The organism is Oleidesulfovibrio alaskensis DSM 16109, from assembly GCF_000482745.1.
Lineage (GTDB): Bacteria > Desulfobacterota > Desulfovibrionia > Desulfovibrionales > Desulfovibrionaceae > Oleidesulfovibrio > Oleidesulfovibrio alaskensis.
The window spans coordinates 79,057-105,423 of record NZ_KI519494.1 but is presented as its reverse complement, the minus strand read 5'-3'; the positions used below and the strand labels follow the sequence as shown (position 1 = coordinate 105,423).

The 26,367-nt window shown below is 61.0% G+C and carries 25 protein-coding genes; 5 read left to right on the top strand and 20 right to left on the bottom strand.

Annotated features, from left to right (window positions below; genetic code table 11):
• The first annotated feature begins 129 nt into the window (after window positions 1-129).
• A complete protein-coding gene (locus H586_RS19215; protein ID WP_051364016.1) occupies window positions 130-1,599 on the top strand; it encodes a response regulator in 1,470 nt (489 codons plus the stop codon).
• Between the two features lie 80 nt (window positions 1,600-1,679).
• On the opposite strand, the gene rfaD is transcribed toward H586_RS19215, so the two are convergent.
• The 4 genes from rfaD to H586_RS0112365 all read right to left on the bottom strand — a co-directional run bounded on the left by rfaD (window position 1,680) and on the right by H586_RS0112365 (window position 5,714).
• Window positions 1,680-2,669, bottom strand: a complete 990-nt coding sequence (gene rfaD, locus H586_RS0112380) for an ADP-glyceromanno-heptose 6-epimerase (RefSeq protein WP_027182188.1) — start codon at window positions 2,667-2,669, stop codon at window positions 1,680-1,682.
• Between the two features lie 141 nt (window positions 2,670-2,810).
• Complete coding sequence (locus H586_RS19210) at window positions 2,811-3,473, bottom strand: YkgJ family cysteine cluster protein (RefSeq protein ID WP_011369165.1); 663 nt, start codon at window positions 3,471-3,473, stop codon at window positions 2,811-2,813.
• Window positions 3,474-3,477: 4 nt separating this feature from the next.
• Entirely contained in the window at window positions 3,478-4,869 is a 1,392-nt protein-coding gene (locus H586_RS0112370; protein WP_027182187.1) for a protein kinase domain-containing protein, read from the bottom strand.
• Window positions 4,870-4,976: 107 nt separating this feature from the next.
• Window positions 4,977-5,714: a metallophosphoesterase family protein gene (locus H586_RS0112365; RefSeq protein WP_234702964.1), complete on the bottom strand. Its 738-nt coding sequence runs from the start codon at window positions 5,712-5,714 to the stop codon at window positions 4,977-4,979.
• On the opposite strand from H586_RS0112365, the gene gnd reads away from it, so the two are divergent.
• Together gnd and zwf are read left to right on the top strand one after the other, a co-directional pair.
• Window positions 5,709-6,779, top strand: coding sequence for a phosphogluconate dehydrogenase (NAD(+)-dependent, decarboxylating) (gene gnd / locus H586_RS0112360; protein ID WP_338046810.1), 1,071 nt, complete (start codon window positions 5,709-5,711; stop codon window positions 6,777-6,779). The genes H586_RS0112365 and gnd overlap by 6 nt on opposite strands.
• Window positions 6,776-8,317 carry a glucose-6-phosphate dehydrogenase gene (gene zwf / locus H586_RS0112355; protein WP_051364015.1) on the top strand — a complete coding sequence of 514 codons (1,542 nt, stop codon included), beginning with the start codon at window positions 6,776-6,778 and terminating at the stop codon, window positions 8,315-8,317. The genes gnd and zwf overlap by 4 nt, the downstream gene beginning before the upstream one ends.
• Before the next feature lie 66 nt (window positions 8,318-8,383).
• Here zwf and H586_RS20210 read toward each other — a convergent pair whose 3' ends face one another.
• Window positions 8,384-9,364, bottom strand: coding sequence for a bifunctional helix-turn-helix transcriptional regulator/GNAT family N-acetyltransferase (locus H586_RS20210; protein WP_027182184.1), 981 nt, complete (start codon window positions 9,362-9,364; stop codon window positions 8,384-8,386).
• Window positions 9,365-9,548: 184 nt separating this feature from the next.
• Here H586_RS20210 and H586_RS0112345 point away from each other — a divergent pair, with 184 nt between their 5' ends.
• The gene (locus H586_RS0112345; protein ID WP_155891398.1) at window positions 9,549-10,142 is read left to right on the top strand and encodes an LOG family protein; all 594 of its coding nucleotides are present in this window, start codon (window positions 9,549-9,551) and stop codon (window positions 10,140-10,142) included.
• Window positions 10,143-10,150: 8 nt separating this feature from the next.
• On the opposite strand, the gene H586_RS0112340 is transcribed toward H586_RS0112345, so the two are convergent.
• Window positions 10,151-11,101 carry a LysR family transcriptional regulator ArgP gene (locus tag H586_RS0112340; RefSeq protein WP_011369172.1) on the bottom strand — a complete coding sequence of 317 codons (951 nt, stop codon included), beginning with the start codon at window positions 11,099-11,101 and terminating at the stop codon, window positions 10,151-10,153.
• Window positions 11,102-11,202: 101 nt separating this feature from the next.
• Between H586_RS0112340 and H586_RS0112335 the strand changes: the two genes are divergently transcribed.
• The gene (locus tag H586_RS0112335; protein ID WP_011369173.1) at window positions 11,203-11,826 is read left to right on the top strand and encodes a LysE/ArgO family amino acid transporter; all 624 of its coding nucleotides are present in this window, start codon (window positions 11,203-11,205) and stop codon (window positions 11,824-11,826) included.
• A gap of 222 nt (window positions 11,827-12,048) precedes the next feature.
• On the opposite strand, the gene icd is transcribed toward H586_RS0112335, so the two are convergent.
• From icd to H586_RS0112265, 14 genes are all read right to left on the bottom strand, one after another.
• A complete protein-coding gene (icd, locus tag H586_RS0112330) occupies window positions 12,049-13,197 on the bottom strand; it encodes an NADP-dependent isocitrate dehydrogenase (RefSeq protein ID WP_011369174.1) in 1,149 nt (382 codons plus the stop codon).
• A gap of 297 nt (window positions 13,198-13,494) precedes the next feature.
• On the bottom strand, window positions 13,495-14,307 hold the full coding sequence (trpA, locus tag H586_RS0112325; RefSeq protein ID WP_051364014.1) for a tryptophan synthase subunit alpha: 813 nt from the start codon (window positions 14,305-14,307) through the stop codon (window positions 13,495-13,497).
• Window positions 14,308-14,321: 14 nt separating this feature from the next.
• A complete protein-coding gene (trpB, locus tag H586_RS0112320; protein ID WP_011369176.1) occupies window positions 14,322-15,485 on the bottom strand; it encodes a tryptophan synthase subunit beta in 1,164 nt (387 codons plus the stop codon).
• Window positions 15,486-15,572: 87 nt separating this feature from the next.
• Window positions 15,573-16,217 carry a phosphoribosylanthranilate isomerase gene (locus H586_RS0112315; protein WP_011369177.1) on the bottom strand — a complete coding sequence of 215 codons (645 nt, stop codon included), beginning with the start codon at window positions 16,215-16,217 and terminating at the stop codon, window positions 15,573-15,575.
• 19 nt (window positions 16,218-16,236) lie between these two features.
• On the bottom strand, window positions 16,237-16,998 hold the full coding sequence (locus H586_RS0112310; RefSeq protein ID WP_011369178.1) for an indole-3-glycerol-phosphate synthase: 762 nt from the start codon (window positions 16,996-16,998) through the stop codon (window positions 16,237-16,239).
• Window positions 16,991-17,986 (bottom strand): anthranilate phosphoribosyltransferase, encoded by a 996-nt coding sequence (trpD, locus tag H586_RS0112305; RefSeq protein WP_011369179.1) that lies wholly within the window; start codon window positions 17,984-17,986, stop codon window positions 16,991-16,993. Before trpD ends, H586_RS0112310 begins: the two co-directional genes overlap by 8 nt.
• 18 nt (window positions 17,987-18,004) lie before the next feature.
• Window positions 18,005-18,610 (bottom strand): anthranilate synthase component II, encoded by a 606-nt coding sequence (locus H586_RS0112300; protein ID WP_027182181.1) that lies wholly within the window; start codon window positions 18,608-18,610, stop codon window positions 18,005-18,007.
• Window positions 18,591-20,024, bottom strand: a complete 1,434-nt coding sequence (locus tag H586_RS19200) for an anthranilate synthase component I family protein (protein ID WP_034619383.1) — start codon at window positions 20,022-20,024, stop codon at window positions 18,591-18,593. Before H586_RS19200 ends, H586_RS0112300 begins: the two co-directional genes overlap by 20 nt.
• Window positions 20,025-20,136: 112 nt before the next feature.
• Complete coding sequence (locus H586_RS0112290) at window positions 20,137-20,919, bottom strand: prephenate dehydrogenase/arogenate dehydrogenase family protein (protein WP_027182180.1); 783 nt, start codon at window positions 20,917-20,919, stop codon at window positions 20,137-20,139.
• Window positions 20,910-22,238: a 3-phosphoshikimate 1-carboxyvinyltransferase gene (gene aroA, locus H586_RS0112285; RefSeq protein WP_027182179.1), complete on the bottom strand. Its 1,329-nt coding sequence runs from the start codon at window positions 22,236-22,238 to the stop codon at window positions 20,910-20,912. Before aroA ends, H586_RS0112290 begins: the two co-directional genes overlap by 10 nt.
• A 54-nt stretch (window positions 22,239-22,292) precedes the next feature.
• Window positions 22,293-23,432 (bottom strand): prephenate dehydratase, encoded by a 1,140-nt coding sequence (pheA, locus tag H586_RS0112280; RefSeq protein WP_027182178.1) that lies wholly within the window; start codon window positions 23,430-23,432, stop codon window positions 22,293-22,295.
• Window positions 23,433-23,434: 2 nt separating this feature from the next.
• On the bottom strand, window positions 23,435-24,421 hold the full coding sequence (locus tag H586_RS0112275) for a 3-dehydroquinate synthase II family protein (protein ID WP_011369185.1): 987 nt from the start codon (window positions 24,419-24,421) through the stop codon (window positions 23,435-23,437).
• 1 nt (window position 24,422) lies between these two features.
• Window positions 24,423-25,238, bottom strand: coding sequence for a 2-amino-3,7-dideoxy-D-threo-hept-6-ulosonate synthase (locus H586_RS0112270; protein ID WP_011369186.1), 816 nt, complete (start codon window positions 25,236-25,238; stop codon window positions 24,423-24,425).
• Between the two features lie 28 nt (window positions 25,239-25,266).
• Window positions 25,267-26,070 (bottom strand): 2-amino-3,7-dideoxy-D-threo-hept-6-ulosonate synthase, encoded by an 804-nt coding sequence (locus H586_RS0112265; protein ID WP_011369187.1) that lies wholly within the window; start codon window positions 26,068-26,070, stop codon window positions 25,267-25,269.
• Between the last annotated feature and the right edge of the window lie 297 nt (window positions 26,071-26,367).

Here is a 26,367-nt window from a genome sequence, read left to right as displayed (position 1 = left end):
GCGTCTTATTTTTCCGCAGGGTGGACGCAGCGCGCGCTCCGTCGTAAACTGGGCAACCTGCATCCGCAGGACTTTGCACAATGCACAGTTTACGGCATCAACGGCGCGGAACACGCGCGGGAATACGGCATGCAAACCGCACCGGCACAACACGCCACGGTACTTACGGTGGAAGATGACCCTGTCATCCGCGAAACCATAGCAGCCTGGCTGGAGGATTCCGGCCTGACCGTGCTGCAGGCCGAAGACGGCAGCAAAGGTCTGGACGTTTTCCGCAGGCACACACCAGACCTTGTACTGCTGGATCTCGGCATTCCCGGCATGAGCGGTGAAAGCCTGCTCAAGCTCATGGTGCAGGAACAGCCCGACACGCCGGTCATCATCGTTTCCGGCACGGCGGAGATAGACGCCGCCATCAGCGCCTTCAAGAACGGCGCATGGGATTTCATCACCAAACCCGTGCCCAATATGGAACTGCTGGAAAAAACCGTGCGGAACTGTCTGGAACGCAAATCACTGCGCGAACGGCTGGACGCCGCAGAGACCCGCTATTTCCAGTTCATCCAGCATCTGCCCGTGACGGTGTTTTCCATGGACGGCAGCATGCAGGTCACATGGCTCAATGCCGCATGCCCCAGAGTGCTGGGCTGGCCCGTGGCAGAAGCGCTGGGGACGGAAAACTGGTTCATGGATAACGTGCACCCGCCGGACAGGCCCGCACTGCAACAGGCACTGGAAGCCGCGCTGCAGCGCGGGAACGACATTTTCTGCGAATTTTCATTCCGCCACCGCCACGGCTACCTTATCCGCCTGCAGGCGCGCTCCACATCCGTATCTGCTCCGGACGCTGCGCGCGCGGGCAGAATCGAAGGCGTTCTGCTTGATATCACCGACCGCGATTTTCTGGATAAGGTGCTTGTGCAGCGCGAAAAACTGAACACGCTGGGAGCCATGGCCGATGAAGTGGCCCATGAATTCCGCAACCCGCTGTTTGCGCTGGGCGGTTTTGCACGCAGACTGCATGCGCGCATGCCCGACATCATGGAGGCCGGCATCATTCTGGAAGAAGCAAAACGCATGGAAACCATGCTGGACAGGCTAAAGGAGTACACCAGCCCTGTGGACGTCTCGCCGGAACCCACCAATGTCAACACATCCGTCAATTTTGCGCTGGACAGGCTGGAACCTCAGATAGCCAGACGCCGGGCGGCCGTTTCCAGCAATCTGGAAGCCGGCATGCCGGAAATACAGTCCGATCCAGACATTCTGCTGCAGGTGCTCATGAATCTGGTGACCAACCTGCTGGATGCCATGCCTGAAGGCGAAACGCTGCGGCTGATCACCTCACAAAGTGCCGGAACACAGGAAGTGACGCTCATGGCACCGGTGCAGGGCACGCCCATGGCCGACCCCGAACAGCTGCTGCTGCCCTTTGACGTTTCCGGACCGCAAAGAAACCTTGCGGTAAGTTACCGGCTGGTAAAAACCATCGGCGGGCTGCTGTCCGTCACCCGCAGCCACAACGTGCATACGCTTACTCTTTCGCTGCCCGCCGGACACGACAGCCGCGTACCCGGCACGGGTGCCGGTGCTTCCTGACGTGCTGCCGCCGCATAAAAAAAACGCCGCAGGACCTGCCCGCGGCGTTCTGAGCTTTACGCACCCTTTCCGGTATGCGCCTATACCCCTGCACGGGGGTCGAGATACGGATCTTCCGCTGCAAGATAATTCTGCACATAATCCTTAACACCGTCTTCCAGCGAACGGAACGTCACCGGACAACCGGCATCAGCCAGCCGCTGCACGGGAGCCTGCGTGTAATACTGGTATTTGCCGCGCAGCTGCTCGGGCATATCGATGTATTCGATGCGTTCGGGCACGTTCATGGCGCTGAACACCGCCCGCGCCAGATCGTTCCACGTACGGGCGTTGCCGGTGCCGATATTGAACAGCCCGTTGGCGGAAGGATTTTCCAGCAGCCACCACATCACGTCCACGCAGTCTTTCACGTATACAAAATCACGCTTCTGCCCGCCGTCGGGATAATCGGGGTGATACGAGCGGAAAAGACGCATGAGCCCTTCAGAACCTATCTGTGAAAAAGCCTTGCACACCACCGAACGCATATCATCCTTATGGTATTCGTTGGGACCGTAAACATTGAAAAACTTCAGGCTGGCTATGCTGTCCAGCTTGCCTTCGGCATGGGCGCGCAGGTCAAACAGCTGTTTGGAATAGCCGTACATGTTCAGCGGCTTGATGCGGTGCATGGTTTCCACGGAATCATCAAACCCGCATGAGCCGTCGCCGTAGGTGGCTGCCGAGCTGGCATTGATAAAACGCGCGCCATGCTGCAGGGCAAAATCACACAGGGCTTTGGTATAGCGGTAGTTGTTCTCCATCAGAAAATCAGCGTCGCGTTCCGTGGTGGAAGAGCAGGCGCCCATATGCACAATGCCCTTCACGTTCCACGGCAGGCAGTCATCCAGCAGCAGATCGAGAAATGCATCGCGGTGCATGTAATCGACATACCGCAGATTTACGAGATTCTTCCATTTTTCCGTACTGGCCAGATTATCCACCACCAGAATATTGTCTATGCCCATGGTGTTGAGCTTCCAGACCATGGCGCTGCCGATAAATCCTGCACCACCTGTGACTATGTACATATATTCTCCTGAAAAAAACCGTGAGTGCGGCGGGCCGGTCATCCCCTGTCCGCCGCTGTTCATCACCATGCCGCCTGCAGTGCGGCGTTTTACGCCGCGGGCGCCTGTCCCGCCCTGCACCGGACATGGTGCCCGCGCAACCTAGACAGCCTGTGCGGGCGCCAGAAAAAGATCATCGCCCCGCCGCTGCACTCTGATGCCGTACATGCGGTGCACTGTTTCGGTAAGGGGCCTGCCGAAAAGAAAATCCATATCCTCTGCGGGAACGGATGTGCGTTCCGCCACAACCTCGCGGAAGGAAAGATCAAGACGCACGGCTTCCAGCAGCCTGCGCGCCGCATCCTCATCACTGCGCAACCGGGGCCCCAGCTCGGCAAGCGGCGCATAGGGACAGCTGGCTTCGTGCGCCTCCACCAGAGACAGCAGTTCCGCATTGTCCGCCAGAATATCGCGCCGTGTCAGCCTGTCTTTGTCATACATTCCCAGAATGGCAGAAGTATCCTTGCAGGACAGAGCGCGGCACTCCGCAGGGCGGCTGTTGTAGATGCGGCAGCCTATTTCCGCGGGCATGAAAAAGAGGCATGTCCAGCTGCCGCGCACCGCCCCGCGCAGCTTGACCAGCTCTTCCTGCAGGGGAATCACCTCGTCGCGGGCTTCATCATAGGCCATTTCGCCCCGCCGCAGGGTGACCATGTGCGCAGGGCGTATGACACCGCTGCGGACAAGGTCCATGTCCTGCCGGTGCAGAGCCGGTCCGCCCTTGCGGCAGCAGGTGCCGCAGCGGTCGCAGATAATTTCGGTCACAGGGTTATTCTCCTGAATGCGTCCGCACCGCACGGACGGAAAACCGGCAGGTGAAATCCTGCCAGCCCACAAACCCCATGGATGCCGAGACAAACCATGCCGCCACATGCGACTTGGTGTCGGCGCTCCACAGCACATCACAGCGGGTGTCAAAAACAGGGGGCACGCAGTAATCGCCCAGCATGGGCGGTTCGGCCAGCTGGGTGACCAGCTCGGCCACAGTGGGCAGGCGCCAGTCGCCGTATCCGGCAAACCGCATCGCGTTCAACGAGTGCACATACTCGGCAGCCTCGTCCCATGTCAAAGGATAGTCGCTGCCGGACTGCTGCCACATCAGATCAGTTGCGCTGTCCAGCACGGTCATATCGCCCTGATCTTCAAAAGTTTCACCCGCGGGGCACAACGGACGCCACAGGTCATCCAGCCCGAATACCCCGCGCGCTTCGCGCGTGCCTGCTTTCAGTGGCACGGTGCGCACGTCGGTGTGCACGGGCGGGCACTGCCTGCGCAGCGGCGAAGCACCGGCCAGCGTACAGGTATTGGTCACCCGCGCCCGCCAGCGGCGCTCCAGCACATTCAGCCTGTCCAGCATGGCTGCGGCGCAGGCAAAACGTGCACCGGGGTCAGGGGCCATGGCCCGTTCAAAAAAAACGTCCCACTCCGCATCCAGATCGTCGCTGAACTGGCTGGCAGGAGGAATGCCCCCTTCAGCCATGACCTCTTCACCGGTGGGCAGCACACCGGTAAGCATACGGTACAGCATAACACCCACAGGATAGATATCCGCCCGCGCATCAGCAGATTCCGGATCGTTTTCCTGTTCCGGCGGCGCATAATAGGGCGACCCCACCTTTACGCCCTTGTGCAGACGTCCCGCGGTGCCGTGACCGGTCTCGCCGCGCAGCCGCGACAGGCCGAAATCAATGAGCTTCACATCATCATCGGCAGTTATCATAATATTATAAGGCTTCACATCGCGATGCACGATGCCCGCATAATGCATGCGCCGCAGCGCTTCGAGGGTCTGGCGGGCATAACGCACCGCCCTGTCCAGCGGCAGCCGCCGTGTGGGAGCCTCAACCCTGTAGCTTTCGCCGATAAGCATACCCAAATTGAGGCAATAATACTCCATCAGAAAAAACGGTCTGTTGCGGGCGTCGTGGTCCGCATCCAGCACCGCGGCCACATGGGGATGTTCAAGCTGCCCCATGATGCGGGCCTCTTCATAAAACCGCCGGGCAAGCTCTTCTGTGCCCACAAGTTCTTCCAGCACATCCGAAGGACGCAGCAGCTTGAGCGCCGCCATACGGCCGGTGACAGGCTGAAGCACCTTGTACACCGCTCCCATGCCTCCGCGTCCCAGCAGCCCGCAAACCCTGTATCTGCCTATGAACATTCAGCAGCCACTCCCCGCCTGTGCGCCGCCGGACACCATGTCCTGCACGGCGCACCCGACACTTGACATATCACATAACATATATTGCCCATCTGTACATCCGTGCTTCAGCGCAACCGCTGCGCATAGCGCAGGGGCATGCCCCGCTCCGCAAACAGCGCCACGGCCCGCTCGATATCATAGGAAACAAAACGCATCTCCAGACGCCCGTCGTCCGGCCACCACAGCGCATACTTGGCTCTGTTGTCGCCGTCACGCGGCTGGCCCGCGCTGCCCACATTGACTATGTAGCGGCAGTCCGGCTCAAACAGGCACGGCCCCTGCTCCAGCGGCCGTCTCTCCAGCACGCCGCCGCGCAGGCACACCAGTTCCAGATCATGCGTATGTCCCACAAAACACAACGGACCCAAAAACGCCTGAAAAGCTCCTTTCAGTTCTCCGCCGCTCACCGCAAAAAGATACTTGTGCACGGAGTCAGGAGGCATGCCATGCACAAAGCGGCAGCCGTGCCGGCTGAGCCCGCGCGGCAGCGATGCTATCCACTCCACGGCACAATCCGACAGCAGTGCAATGGTGCGCATAAGCGCCTCGTGCGACTGAAAATTAAACCGCCTGCGTTCGCGCTCCAGCAGCACGCCGGCTTCATGGTTTCCGGCCACGGAAATGACACCGCGCCGCATGCACAGTCTGACCACCTCGTCAGGCTGCGGGCCATAGCCCACATTATCGCCCAGAGAAATGATCTCGTGCACGCCGCAGGCGTCCATGTCTTCCAGTACCGCCTCAAAAGCCGGCAGATTGCCGTGTATGTCTGACAGAATGGCTACGGGCATAGCCTCATGCATACCAAGCTTCGCACCGTCATGAAAGCGGCAAATGACGTGCGCCGTTGCCGCGGCCGCGCCGATACGCTATGCTGGGGGCAAACCGCACCCGTGCGGCCCCGCGGCGGCAGCAATACGCCGCGGGTACAACACCAACGGAGCATATACATGCAGATAGCCATCATAGGACTGGGCAGAATGGGCATGAACATGGCCCGGCGCCTGCTGCGCGGAGGACACGAGGTTGCCGTATGGAACCGCAGCCCTGCCAAAACACAGGTAATGGAGGCCGAAGGAGCCGCCGGATTCACCAGCCTGCAGGCACTGGCCGCCAGTCTTGCCCCGCCGCGTACGCTGTGGTTCATGCTGCCCGCCGGAGAGGCCACGCAACAGTGCATGGACGAAGTACTGCCGTTTCTGCAGCCCGGCGATGTGGTGGTGGACGGTGCCAATGCCTACTGGAAGGACGACCGGCCCCGTGCCGACAGGCTGGCCGCACACGGCATACGGTATGTGGACGCCGGAGTTTCCGGCGGCATATGGGGACTGGAAAACGGATACTGCACCATGCTGGGGGGTGAAGCGGCTGATATCCGGCATCTGGCGCCGGTACTGGATACGCTGGCCCCGCCGCAGGGCTGGATGCATTGCGGCCCGGCCGGAGCCGGACACTTTGTCAAAATGGTCCATAACGGCATTGAATACGCCATGATGGAGTCATACGGCGAAGGGTTTGACCTGCTGCGCAACGGCCCGTTCAGCGGGCTGGACCTGCAGGGTATCGCCGCCCTGTGGAACAGGGGCAGCGTGGTACGCTCGTGGCTGCTGGAACTGCTGGATGCAGCGCTGAAAAAAGACCCCGGCCTTGCATCGCTGAAAGGATATGTGGACGATTCCGGCGAGGGACGCTGGACAGTAACCGATGCCGTGGACCATGCGGTGCCGGTTCCGGTACTGGCACAGGCGCTGTTCCGGCGGTTCGAATCACGGCAGGACGATCTGTTTTCCAACAAGGTGCTGGCCGCCCTGCGCAACGAATTCGGCGGGCATGCGGTAAAAAACACTGACGAAGGGGATGCCTCATGAGTCCCGCAGACACCCGCGTGACCATAGGCAGAGCCATGTGTGAGGAAACACCGCCGGAACCGTGCGGTATGGTCATATTCGGCGCATCCGGCGATCTTGTGGCGCGCAAACTGCTGCCGGCGCTGTTCGGGCTGTTCCGCCGCGGGCTGCTGCCCGAACGCTTTTTCATGCTGGGTTTTGCCCGCACCCCCATGACGGATGACGACTTCCGCGGCAAAGTACGCGAATCCATCCTTGCCGCGCACCCGCAGGGCGCCGGCCAGCTGGACGATTTTCTGGCGCTGTGCCGTTACACCTACGGCGACTACGACGACCCCGCGGCCTATACCAACCTTGCGCTGTGTTCTTCGGAATGCGTCATGGACTACCACGCCGCGGAAAACCTGCTGTTTTATCTGGCTCTGCCGCCGCACCTGCACGCCGGAGTGGTGCGTCATCTGCACGGCGCCGGTCTTACGGCGGAAGGTGAAAACGGCAGCCCGTGGCGCAGAGTTGTTTTTGAAAAACCCTTCGGTCACGATCTTGCCTCGGCGCTGGAACTTGACAGCAGGCTGTGCTCCGTGCTGCGGCAGGAACAGATTTTCCGCATGGACCACTATCTGGGCAAGGAAACAGTGCAGTCCATACTGATGTTCCGCTTTGCCAATGCCATTTTCGAACCGCTGTGGAACAGGGGCTATGTGGACCATGTACAGATAACCGTGGCCGAATCGCTGGGCATAGAACACAGGGGGGCATACTACGACAGTGCCGGCTGTCTGCGTGACATGTTCCAGAACCATATGATGCAGATGCTGGCGCTGGTGGCCATGGAACCGCCCACAAGTTTCGACCCGGAACGGGTACGCGACGAGCGGGTCAAACTGCTGCACTCCATCCGGCCGTGGACAGCGGACGACATGCGCCACTGGGTCGTGCGCGGCCAGTATACACAGGGAGTTACCGCCGAAGGCGCATCGCTGGCAGGTTACCGCCACGAACCCCGTGTGGCCGAAGGCAGCACCACGGAAACCTATGTGGCCGCGCGGCTTTTCATCGACAACTGGCGCTGGCAGGGCGTTCCTTTTTTTCTGCGCAGCGGCAAACGCATGCCCCGCAAGGTCAGCGAAATTGCCGTCACCTTCCGGCGGGTGCCCCACTCCATGTTCGGCATGCACTCAAAATCCGAAATGCCGGCCAATGTACTGGTACTCAAAATCCAGCCGGAAGAAGGCATCGACCTGCATATTCAGGCCAAGCAGCCCGGCCCGAAATCATGCATGGCAACCATGGCTCTGGCATTCAAGTACAGAGAAATATTCGGCATCAACCCTCCGGACGCCTACGAGCGGCTTCTGCTGGACTGCATGCTGGGCGACAGGACCCTGTTCTGGAGCCGCGAAGGTGTGGAAGCTTCGTGGCGGCTGATAACCCCGGTGCTGGATACATGGTGCGACAACCCGCAGACTTCGCCGCTGCATCAGTACACAGCCGGCACATGGGGGCCGGAAGCCGCGCAGCGGATGATCAGTGCCGCAGGGCGTCAGTGGCGGCGCTGAAAAAATGACAAAAACCACCCGCGCATGATGCGCGGGCGGCCGGAATTCATCCGTATACGCGGCTACTCAGGCGCCGCAGCCGCAGCAGGGCTGCGGGGGGTGTTCCCCGCGGGCTGATGATGCCTGCGTGGTAAAATGCATGATATACCGCAGCTCACAGACACTGTGTCCCGTATCGCCCTGCGCTGTGCAACGCTCGAACCCCAGCGATTCGTACAGCCGTGCGGCCTGCTGCAATATCCCGGTGGTCTCCAGATAACAGGCCCTGTATCCGTGGCTGCGGGCAAATTCCAGCGCTGTGAGCACCAGCCGCCTGCCCAGCCCGCGTCCTCTGCATTCCGCCAGCAGATACATCTTCTGCAGCTCGCAGATGCTGCCGTCACAACCGGCAAGCGGCGCCACGCCGCCACCGCCCAGCACCCGCCCCTGATGTTCCACCACCCAGTAACAGGCTCCGTCCGCGGCATACGCCTGACTTACGGCGTCCACCGCAGCATCCCCCACGGCATAACCGGCTTCGGCCGTCAGACCGTGCTCTTGTGAAACGCTGCGGATAATCTCTGCCACCGCAGCATTGTCGGCAGGCCGGACGGGTCTGATGACAAATCCTTCCTGCAGCCTGCTGTACCGTAACCCTCTGGCATAGGTCATCAGGCCGTCAGCCACTGCTTTCTGTTCTCCGGGGGTCAGCTGGTCCAGCCCTGCACGCACCAGACTGTCCATCTCGCCGTGCACTTCTGCCAGCCTCCGGTGTCCGGCTTCGGTCAATGCCACTCCCTTTGCCCTGTCCGGCGGGCCTTCGGGCACCAGCACGGCAAGCTTCTGCAAAATAAGTGACTGTACCGCCCGGCTGGCATCGGCCGCATCAATCAGCAGCAACTGCGCCACCTGCTGCACAGACAACGTTCCATGCTCACCCAGCTCGATAAGCGCATGCGCCTCCGCCACCGTCAGCCCCTTCTGGTCTGCATAACTGCCCACAAGGCGCAGTTCCCGCGCCAGCTCGCGTGATATCTTCCTGATAAAACACGAAGTTACTTTCTCCATAACGCTCCTCGTAGCAAACTCCTGTAAATTGCAGTGTTCACACCCGAATACGACACAGATACCACAAGTACTTCACAAAACCAATCGGCTGCACATGACCGCAGATTGACACCGGCCACATGCGGAACTACCAACGAAGCACGGCAAGCACTGCCGCATCATGGACACAACAGGAGAATCCGCCATGCACACCATTAACAGCGTATGTGTTTACTGCGGTTCCAATCCGGGACTGCGTACGGAATATATGGATACGGCGCGGCAACTGGGCAAAACTCTTGCCATGCGCCGGATGACACTGGTGTACGGCGGCTCCGCCACCGGTCTGATGGGAGCTGTGGCAGACGGCGTGCTGGAACACGGCGGCAGGGCCGTAGGCGTCATTCCCGCACGCATCGCCGGACGCATCGGGCACAGCGGCCTTACCGAACGCCACGTGGTGGAAACCATGCATGAACGCAAACAGCGCATGTGCGATCTGGCTGACGCCTTCATCGCCCTGCCGGGGGGCATCGGCACGCTGGAAGAAGTTTTCGAGATGCTCACGTGGGCACAGCTGGGCTTTCACCACAAACCCGTAGGCCTGCTGAATGTGCAGGGCTATTACGACGGGCTTGTACAGTTCACCCGCCATATGCAGGACGAACGCTTTATAAAACAGGACCACCGCGACATGCTGCTGGTGGAACAAAACGCCGCAGCGCTGCTGGACCGCATGGCAGCATGGCAGCCCGTATGCAGCCCCAAATGGTTTGACGAGGCGCTGGCAAAAAGCTGACATACGCCTCAGCGCAGAACAAGAGCCGCATGGTCCGAAAGGACCGCGGCCATGCGCTTGAAAAGCCCCGTACCCAGATCCCACCAGTGCCAGTGCAGTGCCACGGGCAATGCCCAGCCCGGTGCCAGATCGACCAGTTCACCGCCGGCAAGCAGCGGTTCGGCCTGCAGATGCGGCACGCAGCCCCACCCGAACCCCGCAGCCACCATTTTTACAAATGCCTCCGAAGAAGGCACATAGTGCCGCGGATACGGGGTGTCCGGCGCAATGCCGTACAAGGTCTGCAGCATGGTGTCATGCACCCCGTCCACCCTGTTGTACAGCACGGCAGGCGCCCGCAGCAGATCGGCGGCAGTGGCGGCACGGCCGTCCGCCCCCACGCGCAGGCCGTGTTCAGCGGCAAAATCCGGCGCAGCACACACAAGGTACTCCATACTGCCCAGCCGCTGCATGCTGCACCCGTGAAACGGCGTGGCCCGCGTGCTCACACAGCCCACCACTTCACCGTTACGCAGCAGGTCATGCGTTCTGTCCTGATCATCCACCAGCACATCAAGCAGCAGCTTTTCCTGTTCCGCCACGGCATCCACCGCCTCCAGAAACCATGTGGCCAGACTGTCGGCATTGACGGCCACACTCAGCTGCCGGTAGGCGGGGGCCCGCCCGTGCGCAGCACCGCCTTCGCCCAGCAGTTCCGCGCTGAAGCGCGCGGCCATGTCACGCTCAAGGTCAGCCTCCAGCATGGAAACCTGATGATAATGCCGCAGCAGTCTGCGGCCTGCCTCGGTAGGTGTAACAGGTGCCGCCCGTGTGACCAGCGCCGTACCCGCTGCCGCTTCCAGCTGACGGATACGCTGCGACACGGCCGACTGGGTCACATGCAGCACACGGGCTGCTTTTTCAAACCCGCCTTCGCGCACCACCATGGCCAGAGCCTCTATAAGCCGGTATTCAAGCATGACCTGACATTAGCAAAACTTATGAAGCATATAAACTAGTAATTTCACTTCTTGAACGCGGGGGTATATCTCCCATGCACGCAACCACACCAGAGGACCCCATGAACTCCGCAGTATTTTTTCAGGGATTCGGCATCTGTGCCGGCCTTATCATCGCCATAGGCGCCCAGAACGCCTTCATCCTGTCACAGGGAATCCGCGGCAGGCATGTGCTGACCGTGGCACTGCTGTGCTGCCTGTGCGATGTGCTCCTCATATCGCTGGGACTTTCCGGTGTGGGTGCATTTGTCTCTTCCAGCAGTGCTCTCACCGCAGCCACGGCCTGGGCGGGTGTGGTGTTTCTAAGCTGGTACGGACTGGGCGCGCTGCGTTCCGCCATCAGAGGCGGCACGCTGGAAGCCGATACCCGCGGTTCCGACAGTCTGCGGGCCGTGGCTGCGACCACCATTGCCGTGTCGCTGCTTAACCCGCACGCATGGCTGGATACTGTGGTGCTGCTGGGCGGCATCAGCGGGCAATACCCCGAAAGCCAGCGCTTCGTTTTCGGCGCGGGGGCGCTCAGCGCCTCGTTTGTCTGGTTTTTTTCGCTTGCATTCGGCGCCCGTCTGCTGGCCCCGCTGTTCCGGCGGCCCGCCACATGGCGCATGCTCGACGGCTTTGTCTGCCTGACCATGTGGGGCATTGCCGCCTCGCTGGCGCACCATGCACTGTCACTTACGGCGTAGCACCTGCACGCTGTTATCATAGTCAGGCTCCTGCGGCGGTTTTCCCGTATCCTCATCATCTCCTCCGCCGCAGAAGCCGCCTCACAAACACACCCCGGTGCCATAACACCGGGGTGTATTTGTTTGCACGCCACAGCCCGCACCGGCTCAACCGGCAGTCCGGAGCGCAAAAAAAAACGTCCCGGCATAACCGGGACGTCTGGATGCATGATGTGACCGCGGCTACAATGCCGCGCCCAGCAATTCGCCGAACTGCCGGCAGCCCACAGTGGAGGCACCCTGCATCTGGCTGGCCAGATCCACGGTGACCGTGCGGTTGCCTATGACGGTGTTCATGGCGGTATGGATACGGGTTGCAGCCTCATGCCAGCCCAGATGTTCCAGCAGCATGCCCCCGCACAGAATAAGACTGCCCGGGTTGGCCATATCTTTTCCGGCAATGGTGGGTGCCGTGCCGTGGGTGGCTTCAAAAAAGGCCAGCGTATCGGACATGTTCACGCCCGGAGCCAGTCCCAGACCGCCCACCTGCGCAGCAAGCGCATCCGAAATATAATCGCCGTTCAGGTTGCTGGTGGCAACCACGCTGTACTGTTCCGGACGGATGAGCACTTCCTGGAACATGGCGTCGGCTATACGGTCCTTGACCACCAGACCGGTTTCCCCGGCGGCTGCCTGTGCTTCGGTCACCGCGCGTCCGGCGTATTCGTCATGCGCCAGTTCGTAGCCCCACTGGCGGAATCCGCCTTCGGTAAATTTCATGATATTGCCTTTGTGCACCAGCGTGACGCTGGGCAGCCCCTGCGCCAGAGCAAAGTCCATGGCGCGGCGCACCAGACGCTTGGAGCCTTTTTCACTCATGGGCTTTATGCCCACGGCGCAGCGCTCGTCCACATTGGCGCCCAGTTCGTCGCGCAGAAAGGCAATCAGCTTTCTGGCTTCGTCGGTGTCAGCCTTGTATTCTATACCGGCGTACACGTCTTCGGTGTTTTCGCGGAAGACAACCATATTGACCCGCTCCGGATGCTTCACCGGTGATTCGATGCCTTCGAAATACCGTATGGGCCGGATGCAGGCATACAGGTCGAGAGTCTGGCGCATGGTCACGTTGAGACTGCGGAACCCCTTGCCCACGGGGGTGCCCAGCGGCCCCTTGATGGCCAGTTCGGCACCGGCCAGCGTGTCGAGCGTTTCCTGAGGCAGATAGGTGCCTGTCTCGGCATAGGCTTTTTCGCCGGCAAGCAGTTCCTTCCATTCCAGAGAACGCCCGTTGCCGTATGCCAGTTCCACGGCCTTGTCGATGACAGGACGGGCGGCGTTCCAGACCTCCGGTCCGATGCCGTCACCTTCGATGAAATACACAGTCTTGCGCATAAAGAGCGTTCCTCCCGTAAAATTTCCGCCGCCCTTCTGCGAGAGAAGAGCGGCGGTAAGCAGGTCACGACCTGTCCAAAATCACGTATTGATGGTGTGACCAAACTATCCATCTGGCACGGCACTCCGCACCGGATATTCCTCAGGCGGCAGCCACCGCCAAGCGGGGCTGTCTGTCGCCCCTACCATGCGGTAAAAAAGGGCGACTGACAACTCGCGTTTACTGCTTTTTACTTTTTTTGTCAAAAAAACCCTGTTTCTTTTGCGCAGAAGCCGTTGACAGCCCCGCGCCCGCCGTCAGAGCACCGGTTCTGCCACAGGCCGGCGCCAGCGTTCCATAAATGAAGCAGCACTGCCCTGTGTGCGGATGTGGCTGATAAGCGCACTGCCGAAAATCACAGCATCCAGTCTGTCGCCGCAGGCTGCCAGCTGTTCCGGTTCACGAACGCCGAACCCCAGCGCCAGCGGCAGGTCAAAGCACCGGCGGGCGCGTTCCAGCGTGGCGGTAACCCCCGCAGGCAGGTTGGTACGGGCACCGGTGGTACCCATAACCGAAACCACATAGACATAGCCCTGCGCCACTCCGGCATAGGCACGCATACGGTCTTCATCGGTATTGGATGCCACCAGCGGAATCAGCGCCAGCCCCTCAGCCGCAAGCGCCCCGCGGCACAGGGCATCTTCTTCTAGCGGCAGGTCGGGAATGATGAACCCTTCAACCCCGGCACGGGCGGCATCGCGCGCCAGCGCATCCAGCCCGTACTGCAGAAACGGATTAAGGTACCCCATCAGCACAATACCTGCACGATAGCGTCCCTTGCGCCGTTCAAGCTCTTCAAGCACGCCGCGCAGGGTGGTTCCGCGGGCCAGACTTTCCAGCGAAGCCTGTTCCACCACCGGTCCGTCGGCGCACGGGTCGGAAAAAGGAATGCCTATTTCAAGTACATCGGCACCGCCCGCGTCCAGCTCGTCCAGCTGCCGCCAGAAATCCCCGGAATCGGGAAACCCTGCCGGAAGAAACGGGATAAGAGCCTTGCGGCCCTGACGGTTGGCCTCGCGGATACGCATGGTCAGCCTGTCTGCGGGGCTTGTGATATGTTCTGTATGCATGGTGTGTTCCCCTTTTACAGCAGGTTGTTGATGATGCCCATGTCCTTGTCGCCACGACCGGACAGGTTGACGACCACATCGGCCCCGCGGGGAATCCCGTCGCGGTTTTCCAGCACCCACGCCACGGCGTGCGAGCTTTCCAGCGCCGGTATGATGCCCTCCATGCGCGAAAGCGTTTTAAACGCATGCAGCGCCTGCGCATCGTTCACCATGCCGTACCGCGCTCTGCCGCTGCGGCCCAGAGCTGCATGTTCCGGCCCCACGCCGGGGTAGTCCAGTCCGGCAGCAACCGAATGCGAGGGAAGTATCTGCCCGTCGGCACTCTGCAGCAGCATGGTATGGTTGCCGTGCAGCACGCCGGGAGTACCCAGATTGATGGGCGCAGAATTGTAGCAGCCCGGTTCTCCGCTGCCTGCAGCCTCAACCCCCACAAGCTGTACCTGCCCGTCGGGAATAAAGGCATGGAATGCGCCGATGGCGTTGGAACCGCCGCCCACGCATGCCACCACCATATGGGGCAGCCTGCCTGTTTTTTCCAGAATCTGCCTGCGTGCCTCGCGCCCTATGACGGACTGCAGGTCGCGCACCAGCGTGGGAAAAGGATGCGGACCCGCCGCCGTGCCGAAGCAGTAATGGTGCGTGGCAATATTGGCTATCCAGAAACGCATGGCTTCGTTGATGGCATCCTTGAGGGTGCGGGTGCCGCTCTGCACGGGCACCACCTCGGCCCCCAGCAGGCGCATGCGCTCCACATTGAGCGCCTGACGTTCCACGTCCACGGCGCCCATAAAGACCACACATTCCAGCCCCAGAGCGGCGGCGGCCGTGGCCGTGGCCACGCCATGCTGACCTGCACCTGTCTCCGCCAGCATGGCCGGCTTGCCCATATGCTTTGTCAGCAGCGCCTGCCCCAGCGTGTTGTTTATTTTATGCGATCCGCTGTGCGCCAGGTCCTCACGCTTGAGCCACAGATTGAACCCGAGCTCGGCAGACAGCCTGCGGCACAGGGTGAGCGGCGTTTCGCGGCCCACATATTCGCGCAGCAGCATGTGGAATTCATTCTGAAACTCAGGTGAAGGCACCACGGTTTCCAGCGCATTTTCCAATTCCTTCAGCGGCGGCATGAGCAGTTCGGGTACAAACTGCCCGCCGAAATCACCAAAATACCCTTTTTTCATGTCCAGTCCTTGTTCTGCCGGTGCATTGCGCACCGCACAGTGCAGAAGCCGCCGGACACCCGCCGCCGCAGGAGAGACATCACCGCCCTACATGGGGCGATGGTCTCCGCCGAGAATGCGGAAGCAGGCGCGCAGCCGCGCTTCATCTTTGATGCCGGGAGCGGACTCGACGCCGGAATTCAGATCGACGCCGCAAGGATTGCACTGACGGATGGCTTCCGCCAGCGTATCCGGTCCCAGACCACCTGCAACAAACCATGTTTTAATGCCCGGAGTGCCCGCCAGCCATTTCCAGTCCAGCGTGGCGCCCGAACCGCCGCCCGAAGTGCCCGCGTCGAAAAGCATGAAGCGCGAACAATGGGCAAACCGCCGCATGTCGTCTTCCAGCTCGCTGCGGGTTGCATACGTTGCAGGCCACAGCACTTTGATCACACGGCTTCTGCCCACTCTGGTGCAGAAAGCCTCGTCCTGCCCGCCGTGCAGCTGCGCCACGTCCAGACGGGCGCGCTGCATGATCAGCCGCACCTCGTCCGCAGTCTGGTTGACAAAAACGCCTGTACGCATAAGTCCGGGCGTCTCGATGGCGCGCACGGCTTCGGGAGTCATGCAGCGCGGGCTTTCGGGGTGAAAGACAAAACCCACAAGGTCGGCGTCCAACTCGACGCACAAATCGGCGTCCTGTTGACGGGTAATGCCGCACACCTTTGTCAGGGCGTCTTTTTCAACAAACATGGCCTCAAACTCTCCTGTCCTATTGCAGAAGCCTGACGAGGTTTCCCGCGGGGTCGCCCCCGCTCATGAGCACAGTGCCCACAAGCATGGCGTCAAACCCCAGCGCCTCGACATACTTCCTGTGGTTGGTTCCGGTGATGCCGCTTGCCGAAATCCAGCATTCGGCCGCATCCCGTTCCTTAACCAACCTGCCGGAAATGGCAAGGCTCGTGCGCAACGTGGACAGGTCCCTGTTATTCACCTGTATTATCCGCGCGCCAGCTTTGCGAGCTATTTCAAGATCTTGCTCGTCAAACACCTCCACTACGGCCTCCAGACTTTTTTCATGGGCCGCCTCTATAAGACGCCGCACACCGTCTGCACCCTCCAGCATGCGTACCACCAGCAGCAGCGCCGACGCAGGAGTCGCCGCCGTCTGCACCACCTGCAGCGGGTGCAGTATGAAATCCTTGCGCAACATGGGCAGTCCGCAAAATGCCATGCGTTCCAGATAGCCCAGACTGCCCCGGAAATAGGTTTCCTCCGTCAGGACGGAAAGAGCTCCCGCACCGGCACCGGCATACGCCGCCGCCACCTGTTCCGGTGTCAGTTCCGGTGCTATGTCGCCCTTTGAAGGTGATGCCCGTTTGTATTCTGCAATGGTCACCAGTCCGGGACGCCGCAGCGCCTGCGAAAACACCGGACGGGCACCCCGGTACGCCTGCGGCAGCGTACCGGCCCGTTCCCGGGCGCACAGCACTGCAATTTCGGCCTCCTTTGCTGCGGCAAAACGGCTAAGCATCCAGCACCTTCCCGCCGGCGCCGCCGGCAACAGCCTGCCGCGCACGGGCCATGGCTGCGGAAATAGGCATGGAATCTTCCATCAGATACACCGCCAGCCCCGCATTGAACGCCATCATGTCAAGCATAGGAGCCGGGCCTTCTCCGGCCAGCAGCAGCCGCATGACCTCCAGCGCCTCCTGCCTGTCGTGCACTTCCAGCTGCGCAGGCGTGCACGGGGCAAATCCGTGGTCCGCCGGATTTATTTCCATCTCTTCCGTGGCGCCGTCGCGCACCATGACCACGCGGGCAGGCCCCATGGTGGTCAGCTCATCATAGCCGCCGGCACCGTGCACCACCGCCGCGCGCCGCACGCCTGTCAGCAGCAGGGCGTCGGCCATGGTATGCAGCATGGCCGGTTTTGCCACACCCAGCAGCATGCGGGTGGGACGGGCGGGATTAAGCAGCGGGCCCAGTACGTTGAAAAGCGTACGGATACCCAGATCGCGGCGTACAGGCATCACATGACGGAAAGCGGGATGATAAAAGGGGGCAAACAGAAACACGAAGTTATGCCGTGCCAGCAAAACCGGCACATCTTCGGGCGCGGTTTCCAGCGGCAGTCCCAGACCTTCAACCACATCGGCGCTGCCGCTGGTGGACGAAACAGCCCTGTTGCCGTGCTTGACCACCTTGTACCCCATGCCTGCCAAAGTCAGCGCCGCGGCGGTGGAACAGTTGAAACTGTTACGTCCGTCTCCGCCCGTGCCCACTATGTCTATGCGGTCATATTCAAGCCCCTGTATGAGCCGTGCATGCGCCAGCGCCGCACGCACCGCGCTGGCCACCAGTTCCGGCGTTTCTCCGTGGCTGCGCAGCCCCATAAGAAAGCTGCCCGCCTGCGCCGGAGTCATCTCGCCGGACATGAGTCTGTCAAACGCCATGTGTGCCGTTTCGGGCGGCAGCACGCCGCCCGAAGCCAGTGTTTCCAGTATTTCTGCAGTATGCATTGTCTTTTTACCTCGTATTCACACGGCCCCGGCCGTGCAGGCAGTCGCCATGCGGCAGAAGTTTTGCAACAGGGTTTCACCCTGCGGGGTCAGAACGGACTCGGGATGGAACTGCACCCCCATCCACGGCCTGTCGCGATAACGCATGGCCATCACACACCCGTCATCCGCCGCCGCGTCTGTGACGGCCAGCACTTCGAGCGTGCCGGGGCACTGTTCCGCACGCACAACCAGCGAATGATACCGGCCCACAGTCATGGGGTTGCACACACCCTCGAACAGGCCCGTGCCCTGATGGACAACGCGGGATGCCTTGCCGTGCATGATACGCGGCCCCACTTCCACCGCGGCACCGGCATAGGCGCCCAGCACCTGATGGCCCAGACACACGCCCAGTACCGGCACATGGCGGGGCAGCCTGTCCAGAAATTCAAGGCACAGTCCTGCCCCCGCCGGATTGCCCGGCCCGGGAGAAATGCACACCATGGTCAGTGTCCCGCTTTGTGCCAGCGCGGGCAGTTCAGGGTCGTCATTTTTGCGCACCTGCGGAGTAAGCCCGCCTTTGCTGAAGGCCTGCACCAGATTAAAGGTGAACGAATCGTAGTTATCGATAAGCAAAAACATCGCAGTCTCCCGTTGATCCGCCGCCATGCGTACCCGTGATGGCCGAACGCACCACTCTGGCCTTGTTGCAGCACTCTTCCCATTCTTTTTCGGGCACCGAGTCGTAGACGATGCCTGCTCCCGCCTGCCAGCTGACCATGCCGTCGCGCACCCACATGGAACGGATGAGAATGCCCGTGTCCATGTCCACACTGCCGCTGTCCAGTCCCAGCCAGCCTATGGCACCGGCGTAAGGACCGCGGGCCAGCCCTTCCATGTCCGCTATGATCTCCATGGCACGCACCTTGGGCGCACCGCTCACCGTTCCCGCCGGAAACGTGGCAGCCAGCACATCCAGAGCGTCCCTGCCTGCGGCCAGCCGCGCCCTGACATAGGAAGTAAGGTGCATGACGTGGGAAAACCGTTCGACCTGCATGTACTTTTCAACGCTTACGGTGCCTGCCTCTGCAATGCGGCCCAGGTCATTACGTCCCAGATCGACCAGCATCACATGCTCCGCCTGCTCCTTGGGGTCGTTGCGCAGCTCTTCGGCCAGCCGCATGTCTTCCGCCTCATCGCTGCCCCGCGGTCTGGTACCGGCTATGGGGCAGACCTGCACTTCGCCGCCCCTGCAGCGGACCAGCACCTCCGGAGACGACCCCAGCACACTGACGCCGGGCAGACGCATGAAAAACATGTACGGAGAAGGATTGATCTGCCGCAGCCGGCGGTACAGCACAAAAGGATCGCCCTTGAACGACGCCTGAAAACGCGTGGAAAGCACCACCTGAATGGCCTCGCCCTGCCGTATGAGCTCCTTCACCCGCTCCACATTGCGGATGAACGTCGCCTTGTCCGGCACCATGACAACGGGACCCACATCGGGATTCTCCGGTTTTCTGTCCACGGCATCCCTGTCCATGCGGATGACAAACCCTTCTGCCAGATTCAGCAGGCACAACCTGTTGTACAGGTGGTCCACCAGCACCACGGTGCCGGGCAGCACCAGACATGCTTCCGCGCTCTGCACCGGCAGAACCCGCTGCAGATGCGGTTCGAACATGCCTGCCACCCCGTACCCGAAGTATCCGTACAGCCCGCGGGTAATGGGCGGCAGGTCTTCAAATCCGCTTGCCGGTGTAATGTCGACGGCGGCCTGCACGGCACGCACACCATCTGTAAAATCCATGCCTTCCAGCTCTTTCAGGCAGTCAAGACGGGCATCGCGCGAAGCCACTGTCAGCTTGCCGTCCCTGCACCCGAGCCGCAGCAGAAAGTTGAAACCGATGACACTGTAACGGCCCCAGCGCCCGTCCACCTCGGCACTTTCCAGCAGAATGCCCTGCCCGTTGCCCACCAGCCCCAGAAAAAGGCTGATGGGGGTCTGCACGTCGGCGGCTATCCAGCGGGCCGATTGCCTGAGATTCACGTTCATTGTCTTGTGCTCCTTTGCGGTGGTTCCGGCGGTAAAAACAAAAAAGGCCGCATCCGGGGAGGATGCGGCCTTGGTATCAACCAAACTGTTGCACATATCGTGCTGCCATGCGCTACGAGGGCGCACCTCCCCTGTTATCCGAGGAGCGCCACCACCAGCCGGCACGGTCGACGAGCAGATTCACGTCACCTGCGCAGGCATGATTCAGAATGGCACGGAACGCACGCACGGCGTCCTGACTGTAGGGGTTGGCCTCGAAAAGCCCTTCGAAAAGTTCGGCGTCTTCGGTCAGCATTTTACGTGCGGCGTCCAGCCTGCGGCGGAACGAAGGAGTAAGAAAAGGCGTAATGGCGTCGTCATGCGCCAGTGTGGCAAAATATGCCACGGACGTGATGAAGTTGAGATTCTGGATGCACGCGGCCGCACGGTCGTGTTCCTGCGCCGTGGTACGGAAAGGCTCGCACCCCAGACGCACAAAAAAATCCTCCACCGCGGCGCAGGCCGCTTCACCGGCAGCATGGCCGCTGTCGGGAACAACGGCCACGCGGGTTTCGCCCTGCGCGGGCGCCGGCCCGAAAAGAGGATGCGTACCCACCACGGGGCCGCTGTACTGTCTGCGCATCTGCTGCATGGGAAGAACCTTTACCGAAGTTATGTCTGCCAGAATCTGATTACCTGAAAGAATACCTGACATGAGTCCAGCTACTTTGTCAAGTGCTGCTGCCGGAACACACAGCAACACCATCTGGACCCCGTGCACAGCCTGCCGCACGGCTTCCGGCTCCAGAGGCCTGTCCAGAGCGACCACCCCCATGCCGGCCGCACGGGCCCGCGCGCAGAACAGCTGCCCCATGCGGCCGTCCGCGCCCACCACGGCAACATTGTCTATACGCATGGCGAAACCTTTTTCCACTGTTCCCAGAATGCGGGAAATGATTTGCCCACACAGGCAGGATCATCCACGGTGACGGGCTGTCCGGCCATTTCCAGCACAGCCATGCTCATGGCCATACGGTGGTCCGCGTAGGTGCTGAACACGGTGCCGGGTGCTATCCGGATATTTTCTCTGCCTGCGCCGTGCACCACCAGACCGTCGTCGCGCACCTCGCACTGCACACCCGCGCGGGCAAGTTCCGCGGCAGGCGAGGCAAGACGGTCGCATTCTTTGATGCGCAGGTGCCCCACATTGCTGATGGTGGTGTCACCCGAGGCAAAAGCAGCCACTGCGGCCACGGTGGGAACAAGGTCAGGACAGTGGCCCATGTCCACCGCTATCCCTTTGAGCGGAGCCGGGCTCACGGTGACGGCGTCGCCGTCCCATGCCACACCGGCCCCCATGCGCCGGAGAATATCCAGCATGGCGCGGTCACCCTGCAGAGAATCGCGGCGCAACCCCCGCACGGTGACGGGAACCTGCCCCGCCGCTCCCGCGGCAAGAAAATACGACGAACTGGACCAGTCGCCTTCCACGGTATAATCACCGGCTCTGTACATGCCGGGGGGTACCACAAACCGCACCCTGCCGGGCACGATATCCTTCACTGTCCGCCAGTCTGTCTTGTGCCAGCCTTCGTCGTCCTTTGTCTCCACGCTGAAACGCAGTCCGAAATCCTCCATGGCCTGCAGCGTCAGCCCCACATAGGGCCACGAGACCACTTTGGCTCCGCCCACGGTGATTGTCATGGAACGCGCCTGCGGCGCGGCCAGCAGAAGCCCCGACAGGTACTGGCTGGATTCGTCCAGCCCGATGGTCACCATGCCGCCCGAAAGTCCCAGCGCCTCGACAATGAGCGGCGGAAACCCCTCATGCTGTTCATAGCGCACATCAGCCCCGGCCATGCGCAAAGCGGTGACCAGTTCGCCTATGGGACGTTCATGCATGCGGGGCACCCCGTGAATGCGGAACGTGCCCAGCCCGCACGCCACAACCGCGGTCAGCAGCCTGCAGGTGGTGCCGGATTCGTGCACATAGCACGAAGCGGGTTCGGTACTGCCGCCGCGCGGCGTACCGGCCACACCACGCACCGAATACCGGCCTGCACCCTGCCGCACAATGTCTGCGCCGCAGGTTTTCATTATCTCCACGGTGCGCGTCAGATCATCACTTTCCAGCACGTTGGTCAGCGTGGAAGTGCCGGCGGCCAGCGCGGCACCTATGACCATGCGGTGGGACACGGATTTGGAGGCCGGAGCCGTTACGGTCTTGCTGTTCATGCGTTCATCCGTCGTATGCTTGTGCGCCCCTGCGGGCGTCGTGCGCTAAAAAAACTATTCGGTCACCAGCCGTTCCGAACCATCGGCCGTGCGGGCCACATCAAAATACATTCCGGCAGGATAGCTGCCCAGAATCCGCAGGCTGTGGCAGACATGCTTCAACTCGTCCACAAGCTGCCGGTAATCTTCATGGTTCAGGTCGCATTCCACATCCACAAAAAACACATACTGCCATTTTTCGCCGCGCAACGGGCGGGATTCCAGCTTTTTCATATTGATATCCTCCCGCGCGAGGATATTGAGCACCTGCGCCAGCGAACCGGATTTGTCAGGCAGGGTGAACAGCATGGATGTTTTGTCCCTGCCTTCCCTGTCGGCCGGCACCGGCCCCACCACAACAAACCGGGTCCAGTTATCGGGCTGGTCTTCAATGGCAGAAGCAAGCACTCTCAGTCCCAGACGTTCGGCAAGGTTGCCGTGACCGATGGCCGCAGCGCCCTTTTCGCCTTTGATACGCCGAGCCGCAGCTGCCGTTGATTCGGTGGGAATAATACGCGCACCGGGCAGATTAAGCCGCAGCCATTCGCCGCACTGTGCCAGCGGCTGCGGGTGCGAATACACGGTGGTGATGTCGGAAAGCCGTTTTTCCGCCGTCAGCAATGAATGGCTGATACGACAGAACAGTTCGGCGTTGATGAACACCTCGTAACGCAGAAACAGATCAAGACTCTGCCCCACGGTGCCGTGCAGCGAATTTTCAAGCGGCAGGACGCCCAGTTCGCATTCGCGGGCGTGCACGGAGCGGATGACACCATGCAGATCCTTCTGGGGCAGAAACTCTACGGAATGCCCCAGAAACTGAATGCCCGCAAAATATGAAAACGTGCCTTCCGGCCCCAGATAGGCCACACGCTGAGGACGCTGCAGACTGCGTGAAGACGACAGTATCTCGCGGTATATGGACCGCAGGTGTTCTTCCGGCAGCGGGCCTGCGCTGAGGCTGCGCAGTTTTTCCAGCACATCACGCTCGCGGAACGGTTTGAATATGACGCCGGGGTCGTCGCGTTTTATGCGGCCCACTTCCAGACTGAGTTCCGCCCGCCTGTTCAAAAGGGCCAGCAGCTCTCTGTCCACGGCGTCTATATCTTCACGTACGCTGCCCATCCGTTCCTGAATCCGGTCTGCGTCTGCCATGGCTACTCTTCCCTTATCTCTTCGGAAATTCGCATGCCGAAATGCCGGCCCGCAGCATCGGTACGCACCAGAATTTCATCACCCTCTTTCAGTGCCACAACGCTTACGGGAGTACCGTCGGTGCGTACCAGCCGTATGGTCTCGGCGTTCTGCAGAAAAACAGCGCCTTCGGTGCACTGCCCGTCCGGTCCCTGCACCCGCGCGCGCACCAACAGCATGGGGCGCACTTCCACCTTTACCCTGCCCACCGTGGCAATGCCCGTGGCACCTGTATGGTCAACCACCAGCACCTCTGTTCCGGCGGACAGTTCCTCAAGATACGTTGTCCTGTCACCCGGCATGACGGCGTAGGCATGCACTGCTCCGGCATTAACCCTGAAAGGACGCGCCGCCACATACTCGTTGTGCTCGGTTTCGGCGTTTACCAGAAAGGTGAACGCGCTGGAGTTACCCACCAGCATGCCCTGTCCTGTGCGCATAAGCGACATGGTGTCCACGCACACGCGATGCCCCAGTCCCGCGGCAGAGACGGCAGTGACCGTGGCGGGCACAAGTTCCAGCGTCCCCTGAGAAAGCTTGAGTTCCTTCACGATGTCCTTCAGTTCCTCCACACCCCGGGCAGACACGGCCACGGCGGAGACACCGCGTTCCAGTATGCCCGCCGCAAGTCTTGCCTCCTCCAGCGAGGCCACTTCGGCAACCACGTTATCCGAAACCGCCAGCAGGTTTTCCACGGGAATGATTTCCCAGCCGCGGGCCAGTATTACACTGCGCCCCTGCTGCAGCATGCGGGCCACGTTTTCCTCATCCGCCTTTTCCTGCAGCAGTATGCAGGGCATATCCTCGTCGGCCACCACGGTGCAGCGTGCCAGTGAAGCCACCTCCTGCACATGACCGGCAGGAACCACCAGACCGTCCACCCCCGATTCCAGCGCGAGCGTCACTGCGTCTTTATCGTAAGGAACGCAACGGAAAAGCACTTTTTTCATGTTATTCACCCTCGGGGGCGCACCCGCCCACAGTTTCAAGTGCCTGTTCCACGTCCCAGTCTTCGTGCACAAGACCACGCAGCGCCTTTACCAGCGCTCTGGGGCGTTCATGCTGAAAAATGTTGCGGCCGATGGAAAGACCGGCACCGCCCGCACGCACGGAGTCATGAACTATCTGCAGCAGCGAACGCGTGGAATCAAGCTTGGGACCGCCCGCGATGACCACGGGTACGCAGCAGGCTTCCACCACGCGGGAAAAGGAATCCATATCACCGGTATAGGGCACCTTGACCACGTCCGCGCCCAGCTCGACCGCCACACGTGCGCAGTGAGCAACCACCATGCCGTCATACGGGTCTTTCACTTCCGGCCCGCGGGCATACATCATGGCCAGCAGGGGCATGCCCCATTCCGCCGCCACGGCAGACACCCTGCCAAGGTCGCCCAGCATTTCGCGCTCATTAGGATCGCCCAGATTGACATGTACCGAGATGCCGTCGGCGCCGTGTTTGATGGCATCTTCCACCGTGGCACACAGAATTTTGGAATTGGGGATGGGCGAAAGCCCCGTGGAACCGGAAAGATGCACGATAAGACCCACGTCGCGACCGCCTTCGCGGTGGCCGCAGCGCACCAGACCCTTGTGCATCAGCACGGCGTCCGCGCCGCCTTCCGCCACCTGATTCACCGTGTCGCGCATGTCCACCAGCCCGTCGATGGGCCCCACGCTGACACCGTGGTCCAGAGGAACAATAATGGTGCGGCCTGTCGTTCTGTTGAACAGCCGCTCTATACGAATACGTTTGCCGATATGCATTTCGCTTCCTCGCTTGCGAACGTAAAAGTTATTCCGCGCCTTCCAGCACGTCCATGGCCTGTTCCACGTCCCAGTCTTCGTGCACCACACCGTGCAGGGCCTTCATAAGCATGTCGGGACGGGCATGCTGAAACACGTTGCGTCCCATGGAAAGACCGGCACCACCGGCGCGCACCGAATCGTGCACCACCTGAACAAGCTCTCTTGTGGAATCAAGCTTGGGCCCGCCGGCTATGAGCACCGGCACGCAGCACGCTTCGCACACGTCTGCAAAAGAGTCCATATCGCCGGTATAATTAACTTTGACAAGATCAGCACCCAGCTCCATACCTACTCTGGCGCAATGGGCGACAATACCGGGGGCGAACTCGTTGTCGATTTTCGGCCCGCGGGCGTACACCATCGCCAGCACCGGCATACCCCATTCCATGGCGCGCGAGGTCACGCGGCCGAGGTCTTCCAGCATGTGACGCTCTGTCTCATCACCCAGATTAACGTGTACCGACACGCCGTCGGCACCCAGCCGCAGGGCGTCTTCCACCGTGGCCACCAGCGATTTGGCGTTGGGCAGGGTGGCAACCGACGTGCTGGCCGAAAGATGCACGATAAGCCCGACGTCCTTACCATACCCCCGATGAGTGCAGCGCGGTAGCCCCTTATGCATAAGAACGGCATCCGCACCGCCTTCGGCCACTTTGTTCACAGTACCGGGCAGGTCCACCAACCCGTAAATGGGCCCCACGCTGACACCATGATCCATGGGCACGATGATGGCTCTTCCCGTGTTTCTGTTGATGATGCGTTCCATACGGACACTTTTACCGAGCAGCATGCGAAGCTCCTTTTCCCGTTTTCGGCCCCGGACACCTGCGGCCAAAAGAAAAGGGCCGCCGGCTTTTCGCCCGCGGCCCTTGATTCAGTCTACCTTCTGGTATTCCGGCTGCTACGCAGCGACAAAGAGACCACGGACGCTTCCATAGCCAAAAAAGTAGTACCAAAAGTACACGTAAGATATGGCGGAAGTCTGGGTCTTCATTGTGTCAGCTACGTCCTCAACAGTATTTTGTGCAACCGGAATTCCGATGCATGTGTCTACCTACTCAGCTGTTACCGGAATTGTCAATCGGCT

Bases quoted from the DNA above. Each gene is read 5' to 3' on its own strand.
- H586_RS19215 (WP_051364016.1), top strand. From the start codon at position 130: ATGCAAACCGCACCGGCACAACACGCCACGGTACTTACGGTGGAAGAT.
- rfaD (WP_027182188.1), bottom strand. From the start codon at position 2,669: ATGTACATAGTCACAGGTGGTGCAGGATTTATCGGCAGCGCCATGGTC.
- H586_RS0112370 (WP_027182187.1), bottom strand. From the start codon at position 4,869: ATGTTCATAGGCAGATACAGGGTTTGCGGGCTGCTGGGACGCGGAGGC.
- gnd (WP_338046810.1), top strand. From the start codon at position 5,709: ATGCATACCAAGCTTCGCACCGTCATGAAAGCGGCAAATGACGTGCGC.
- H586_RS0112365 (WP_234702964.1), bottom strand. From the start codon at position 5,714: ATGCATGAGGCTATGCCCGTAGCCATTCTGTCAGACATACACGGCAAT.
- zwf (WP_051364015.1), top strand. From the start codon at position 6,776: ATGAGTCCCGCAGACACCCGCGTGACCATAGGCAGAGCCATGTGTGAG.
- H586_RS20210 (WP_027182184.1), bottom strand. From the start codon at position 9,364: ATGGAGAAAGTAACTTCGTGTTTTATCAGGAAGATATCACGCGAGCTG.
- H586_RS0112345 (WP_155891398.1), top strand. From the start codon at position 9,549: ATGCACACCATTAACAGCGTATGTGTTTACTGCGGTTCCAATCCGGGA.
- H586_RS0112340 (WP_011369172.1), bottom strand. From the start codon at position 11,101: ATGCTTGAATACCGGCTTATAGAGGCTCTGGCCATGGTGGTGCGCGAA.
- H586_RS0112335 (WP_011369173.1), top strand. From the start codon at position 11,203: ATGAACTCCGCAGTATTTTTTCAGGGATTCGGCATCTGTGCCGGCCTT.
- icd (WP_011369174.1), bottom strand. From the start codon at position 13,197: ATGCGCAAGACTGTGTATTTCATCGAAGGTGACGGCATCGGACCGGAG.
- trpA (WP_051364014.1), bottom strand. From the start codon at position 14,307: ATGCATACAGAACATATCACAAGCCCCGCAGACAGGCTGACCATGCGT.
- trpB (WP_011369176.1), bottom strand. From the start codon at position 15,485: ATGAAAAAAGGGTATTTTGGTGATTTCGGCGGGCAGTTTGTACCCGAA.
- H586_RS0112315 (WP_011369177.1), bottom strand. From the start codon at position 16,217: ATGTTTGTTGAAAAAGACGCCCTGACAAAGGTGTGCGGCATTACCCGT.
- H586_RS0112310 (WP_011369178.1), bottom strand. From the start codon at position 16,998: ATGCTTAGCCGTTTTGCCGCAGCAAAGGAGGCCGAAATTGCAGTGCTG.
- trpD (WP_011369179.1), bottom strand. From the start codon at position 17,986: ATGCATACTGCAGAAATACTGGAAACACTGGCTTCGGGCGGCGTGCTG.
- H586_RS0112300 (WP_027182181.1), bottom strand. From the start codon at position 18,610: ATGTTTTTGCTTATCGATAACTACGATTCGTTCACCTTTAATCTGGTG.
- H586_RS19200 (WP_034619383.1), bottom strand. From the start codon at position 20,024: ATGAACGTGAATCTCAGGCAATCGGCCCGCTGGATAGCCGCCGACGTG.
- H586_RS0112290 (WP_027182180.1), bottom strand. From the start codon at position 20,919: ATGCGTATAGACAATGTTGCCGTGGTGGGCGCGGACGGCCGCATGGGG.
- aroA (WP_027182179.1), bottom strand. From the start codon at position 22,238: ATGAACAGCAAGACCGTAACGGCTCCGGCCTCCAAATCCGTGTCCCAC.
- pheA (WP_027182178.1), bottom strand. From the start codon at position 23,432: ATGGCAGACGCAGACCGGATTCAGGAACGGATGGGCAGCGTACGTGAA.
- H586_RS0112275 (WP_011369185.1), bottom strand. From the start codon at position 24,421: ATGAAAAAAGTGCTTTTCCGTTGCGTTCCTTACGATAAAGACGCAGTG.
- H586_RS0112270 (WP_011369186.1), bottom strand. From the start codon at position 25,238: ATGCATATCGGCAAACGTATTCGTATAGAGCGGCTGTTCAACAGAACG.
- H586_RS0112265 (WP_011369187.1), bottom strand. From the start codon at position 26,070: ATGCTGCTCGGTAAAAGTGTCCGTATGGAACGCATCATCAACAGAAAC.